Below are 5,756 nucleotides of genomic sequence, written 5' to 3' on the forward strand. Positions count from 1 at the left end.
CAAGGCACTTTCCGGCGGCCAGCGGCAGCGTGTGGCCATCGGCCGCGCCATCGTCCGCAGTCCCAAGGTCTTCCTGATGGATGAGCCGCTTTCCAATCTGGATGCCAAGCTGCGCAACCAGATGCGTGCCGAGATCATCAAGCTGCGCCAGCGCATCGATACCACCTTTATCTACGTCACCCACGATCAGACCGAGGCCATGACCCTCGGCGACCGCGTGGCCGTGCTCAAGAAGGGCGAGCTGCAGCAGGTGGCCAGCCCCCGTGAGCTCTACGAGCAGCCCCTGAACCTGTTCGTGGCCGGCTTCATCGGCTCCCCGTCGATGAACTTCCTGCCCGTGAGCGTGAGGCAGCAGGGCGGGGAGTACGTGCTGTCCTCGCCGATCGGCGACATCCCCGTGCCCGCGGAGAAGGCGCGCGCCGCCGAGGGCAGGGACGTGGTGTTCATGGGTCTGCGCCCGGAGTTCTTCCAGGACGCGGCTCTCGTGGAGGAGCACAAGCGCCCGCAGGGCTCGGAGTTCGAGGCCACGCTGACCCATCTGGAGTGGCTGGGTCACGAGCAGTACGGGTACATCGAGTTCGAGCCGGATCCGCAGGTCGCGGAGCTGCTGTCCTCGCTGGCCAAGGACCTCGACGCCGACGAGCTGCGGCCCGTCGTCGTGGCGACCCTGTCCTCGGAGTCCCGGGCCCGTGCGGGCGTGCCGATGCGCCTGTGGGTGGACACCACCCGCATCCACCTGTTCGACCCGCAGACCGGGGAGAACCTCACCCGCGACGCCGAGGCCGGCGCCGAGCTAACGCGCCAGGCCGCGGAGGACCGCCGTCGTCAGATCGAGGCCGCTCGCGCCCGGGACGCCGAGCAGAAGGGCTGACCCCTCCCCTTCTCTCAGCGCTCCGGGGGCGAAAGCGCAGGTGGGCGTGGAGGGCCGCCGCCGGGGTTCAGGAGAAGACGACGGTGCGGTGCCCGTCGAGCAGCACCCGGTGCTCGGCGTGCCAGCGCACCGCCTGCACCAGGGTGGCGCCCTCGACGTCGCGGCCGCGGCGCACGAAGTCCTCGACGGTCTGGGCGTGCGTCACCGGCTGCACGGACTGGGCGATGATCGGCCCCTCGTCCAGGTCCGCGGTCACGTAGTGGGCGGTGGCGCCGATGAGCTTCACACCGCGTTCGTGGGCCTGGTGGTACGGCCGGGCGCCCTTGAACGAGGGCAGGAACGAGTGGTGGATGTTGATGGCCCGGCCGGCGAGGTCCCGGCAGAGCTGGTCGGAGAGGATCTGCATGTAGCGGGCCAGGACCACGAGGTCCACGTTGTGCTCGGCGATGAGCTCGCGCAGCCGGGCCTCCGCCTCGGCGCGGCTGGCGGCGCGGTCCTCGCCGGGGCCGAGGGGCACGTGCACGAACGGCACCTCGTGGAAGGTGGCCAGCGGTTCGAGGTCGGGGTGGTTGGAGACGACGGCGGGGATCTCGATGGGCAGGGCCCCGGTGCGCTGCTGGAAGAGCAGGTCGTTGAGGGTGCGTCCGTCCTTGGAGCACATCACGAGCGTGCGCATGGGGCGCTCGGCGTCCCAGACCTCCAGGTGCATGCCGAACTCGTCCCGGACCGGGGCCAGGGCGGTGCGGACCTCGTCCGCGGTGGCGGCCACGGCCACGGCGACGCGCATGAAGAAGGTGCCGGAGTCGGGGGAGCCGTGCTGCTGGGACTCGGTGATGGTGGCACCCGTGCCCAGGAGCGCGCCGGTCACGGCGTGCACGATGCCGGGGCGGTCGGGGCAGGAGAGGGTGACGACGAGCCGGTGGTCGGCGGGGGCAGTGGCGGCGGGGCGGGACGCTGCGGACATGCCGCGATGCTAGTCACGACGACGCCGGCCCCCTCGCGGATGACGGCGCACCCGCCGCTCCGTGACAATCCGGTGGGCATGCCGGGGCTGGCGGGGCGGGGGAGCGGACCCCGCCGTGGGCCATGGTCTGCGGGAGGACGGGTGTGACATTCTTTTCTGGAAGGCCGCCGAGACCGGCGGCGCGGTCGGCCCGACGCTCCGGGCGCAGAGACAAGGAGCCCCCATGCCCCAGTCCACCCTGTACTGGATCATCGGCATCATCATCGTGGTGCTGCTCGTGATCCTGATCCTCAGCATGGCGGCCTCCCGTCGTCGCGCGGAGCGCGAGACCGCCGAGGCGGCGCAGCGGCCGCTGACGGCAACACCCACCGCTCCCGCCCCGATCGGCGCCAGGGACGACGCCGCGGCCCTCACCGCCGCGACCCCCACCGCCGCCGGGACCTTCGGCGGCAGCCTGGGCACCCTGGGGGCGGCCCCGGCCGCTCAGGCACCCGCGGCGGGAGCGAAGCCGTCCGCCCTGGCCTCGTTCGATGTGGCGGAGGCTGACCGTGCCGGCGAGGCCCGGAAGCGCACGATCACCACGGAGGCTGGTGTGGCCGGTGGCGTGGGTGTGAGCGTGGATGAGGCGGCCAAGGCCCCCGAGGGTGACACCGTCCCGGGTGTGGCCGGTGGGGAGGGCGTCAGCGTGGACGAGGCGGCTGCGCCGCTGCAGGCCGCCCCTGCCCCCACCGCGCTGGCCCCCACCGCGCTGGCCCCAGCCGTGCCGGGCGTCGCCGGCGGTGCCGGTGTGAGGGTGGACGAGGCGTCCGCGGCGCCCGAGGGTGACACCGTCCCGGGTGTGGCCGGTGGGGAGGGTGTCACCGTGGACGAGGCCGCCCCGGTGAAGGAGTCCCCGAAGCTCCCCCAGAAGCCGGTGTCCGCGGAGAAGCCGGCCGCTGCCGAAAAGCCGGCCGCCGATGAGAAGCCGGCCCTGGGTCTGGCCGCCGCCGGTGTGGCTGGGGGCGAGGGTGTGACCCTGGATGAGGCTGCCCCCTCGGCCGACACCCCGAAGGCTCGCACCTCTGCACCCCCGGCACCCCGGCAGGCTGAGGCCCCCGCTGTCCCTGCTGCCCCGGCCGTGACTCCGGTGTCTGCGCCGACGGACGCCGTCGAGACGGCGACCGAGGCCGAGGAGGCCCAGCCGACCGTCACCACCGCCACCGTGGACGGCTCTGAGGTGATCGTCACCGTGCTGGGCGACGCCGGCCAGCAGGAGCACGAGGCCGCGCAGGAGCAGGCCGAGACTGCCCAGGCTCAGGTTGCCGCGGAGCGCGCCGACGCGGAGCGGGCCGATGCTGAGCAGGCCGAGGCTGAGGCCGAGCAGGAGCGCGCCGCTGAGAAGGCCGCGGCTGAGGAGTCCCCCGAGCTCACCGAGGAGCAGGCCCAGGCCTACGCCGTGAAGGGGCTGCCGGGCGTTCCTGGCCGGGTGCCGGGTGCCGCCGCGGCCCAGGAGGACGCCGAGTCCGCCCAGGAGAACCCGGCCGAGTCCGAGGCTGAGCGCCCCGCCCCGCTGCCCCAGCCCGCCGTGGCCCCGCGCCCGATCATCCTGGACCCTGCCCGCCGCACGGTGGACGACCACAAGACCTCGCGTGTGGAGCAGGTCAAGGACGTCGCCGCCGGTGCCGCGGGCATCGCGGTCGGCGTGGCCAGCGTCGCCGCCGGTGCGGCCCTCGGGGCGGCCGGTGCCGCCGTCGCCGGGGTGAGCGGCCTCGTGGGCCGTGCCAAGCGTGCCCAGCAGCGCCGCCGCACCACCCGCTGATCCGCCCTCCGCGGGTCCGCCGCCCGCCGGCAGGGTCCGACGGCCCCGTCCCCTCCGGGACGGGGCCGTCGTGCGTCCAGAAGGTCGTTCGTCCGGCAGGGGGTGACGTGTCCTGCCCCATCACTAGGATGGGTCCAGGCCGGCGACGCCCGCCACCCCCGCCCCCGTCGAAGGGAACCCCCTGTGACCGCCACGCCCGACATCAACACGCAGCCGCTCGCCGAGGTGGATCCGGAGATCGCCCAGGCGCTCGCGGACGAGCTCGGCCGCCAGCGCGGCACCCTGGAGATGATCGCCTCGGAGAACTTCGTGCCGCGCGCGATCCTCCAGACGCAGGGCTCCGTGCTGACCAACAAGTACGCGGAGGGCTACCCGGGCCGCCGCTACTACGGTGGCTGCGAGTTCGTGGACGTCGCCGAGAACCTCGCCATCCAGCGTGCGAAGGACCTGTTCGGCGCCGAGCACGCCAACGTCCAGCCGCACGCGGGCGCCCAGGCCAACGTGGCCGTCATGACCGCCCTGATGAACCACGGCGACACCCTCATGGGCCTGTCCCTGGCGCACGGCGGCCACCTGACCCACGGCATGAAGCTGAACTTCTCCGGCAAGAACTACGAGATCGCCGCCTACGAGGTGGACCCAGAGACCTACCGGATCGACATGGACAAGGTCCGCGAACAGGCTCTGAAGGCCACCCCGGACGTGATCGTCGCTGGCTGGTCCGCGTACCCGCGCCAGCTGGACTTCGCCGCCTTCCGCTCCATCGCGGACGAGGTCGGCGCCAAGCTCTGGGTGGACATGGCGCACTTCGCCGGCCTGGTGGCCGCCGGCCTGCACCCGAACCCGGTGCCGCACGCCGACGTCGTCTCCTCCACCGTGCACAAGACCCTCGCCGGCCCCCGGTCGGGCTTCATCCTCTCCACGGAGGAGCTGAAGAAGAAGATCGACTCGGCCGTGTTCCCCGGCCAGCAGGGCGGCCCGCTCATGCAGGCGATCGCCGGCAAGGCCGTGGCATTCAAGATCGCCGCCTCCGAGGACTTCAAGGAGAAGCAGCAGCGCACCCTGGCCGGCGCGCAGATCCTCGCCGAGCGGCTCACCGCCCCGGACCTGGCCGAGCACGGGGTGTCCGTGCTGACCGGCGGCACGGATGTGCACCTGGTGCTCGTGGACCTGCGCGAGTCCTCCCTGGACGGCAAGCAGGCTGAGGACCTCCTGCACGAGGTCGGCATCACCGTGAACCGCAACTCCATCCCGTGGGATCCCCGCCCGCCGATGACCACCTCGGGGCTGCGCATCGGTACCCCGGCCCTGGCCTCCCGCGGCTTCGGTGAGGTCGAGTTCCGCGAGGTCGCGGAGATCATCGCCGCCGCCCTGAAGCCCTCGCCGGACGTCGAGGCCCTGCGGGCGCGCGTCGTGACGCTGACCGAGGACTTCCCCCTGTATGACGGCCTCGAGGGCTGGTGAGGCGAGGATGACCGCCAAGACCCTGGACGGCAAGGCCACCGCCGCCGCCCTCAAGTCCGAGCTCGCCGAGCGCGTGGCCGCCCTGGCTGAGGCCGGGGTGCGCCCTGGCCTGGGCACGCTGCTGGTGGGCGAGGACGCCGGCTCGCAGAAGTACGTGGCCGGCAAGCACCGCGACTGCGCCGAGGTGGGCATCGAGTCCATCCAGCGTGAGCTGCCCGCGGACGCCACGGAAGAGCAGATTCTCGAGGTGGTGCGGGAGCTCAACGAGGATCCTGCCTGCACCGGGTACATCGTGCAGCTGCCGCTGCCCAAGCATGTGGACACCCAGAAGGTGCTCGAGGCCATCGACCCGGACAAGGACGCCGACGGCCTGCACCCGATGAACCTGGGCCGCCTGGTCGCCTCCGTGGGCGGCGAGCTCGACTCCCCGCTGCCGTGCACCCCGGCCGGCTGCGTGGAGCTGCTCAAGCGCCACGGCGTGGAGCTCGCCGGCCGGCACGTGCTGGTGATCGGCCGCGGCGTGACCATCGGCCGCCCCGCCGGCCTGGTGCTCACCCGCCGCGAGGTCAACGCCACCGTCACGCTCGCGCACACCGGCACCACGGACGGGGAGGCGCTGGTGGCCGTGGGGGAGGTGATCATCGCCGCGGCCGGCTCCG

At 73.0% G+C, this 5,756-nt stretch carries 5 protein-coding genes; 4 read left to right on the plus strand and 1 reads right to left on the minus strand.

Features of this window, described 5'->3' with window-relative positions:
• Positions 1 to 871: ABC transporter ATP-binding protein (locus SPI96_RS02405; protein ID WP_321080776.1), on the plus strand; the 871-nt coding region annotated here is incomplete at its 5' end.
• A 67-nt stretch (positions 872 to 938) separates the two neighbouring features.
• On the opposite strand, the gene purU is transcribed toward SPI96_RS02405, so the two are convergent.
• Positions 939 to 1,835 carry a formyltetrahydrofolate deformylase gene (gene purU / locus SPI96_RS02410; protein WP_321080777.1) on the minus strand — a complete coding sequence of 299 codons (897 nt, stop codon included), beginning with the start codon at positions 1,833 to 1,835 and terminating at the stop codon, positions 939 to 941.
• Positions 1,836 to 2,058: 223 nt separating this feature from the next.
• Here purU and SPI96_RS02415 point away from each other — a divergent pair, with 223 nt between their 5' ends.
• The 3 genes from SPI96_RS02415 to SPI96_RS02425 all read left to right on the plus strand — a co-directional run.
• Positions 2,059 to 3,633, plus strand: coding sequence for a hypothetical protein (locus tag SPI96_RS02415; protein ID WP_321080778.1), 1,575 nt, complete (start codon positions 2,059 to 2,061; stop codon positions 3,631 to 3,633).
• A 183-nt stretch (positions 3,634 to 3,816) separates the two neighbouring features.
• The gene (gene glyA / locus SPI96_RS02420) at positions 3,817 to 5,097 is read left to right on the plus strand and encodes a serine hydroxymethyltransferase (protein WP_321080779.1); all 1,281 of its coding nucleotides are present in this window, start codon (positions 3,817 to 3,819) and stop codon (positions 5,095 to 5,097) included.
• A 7-nt stretch (positions 5,098 to 5,104) separates the two neighbouring features.
• The coding region (locus tag SPI96_RS02425; RefSeq protein WP_321080780.1) for a tetrahydrofolate dehydrogenase/cyclohydrolase catalytic domain-containing protein at positions 5,105 to 5,756 on the plus strand (652 nt) is incomplete at its 3' end.

Origin of the sequence: Micrococcus sp. (assembly GCF_034179925.1) — a bacterium.
Classification (GTDB): domain Bacteria; phylum Actinomycetota; class Actinomycetes; order Actinomycetales; family Micrococcaceae; genus Micrococcus.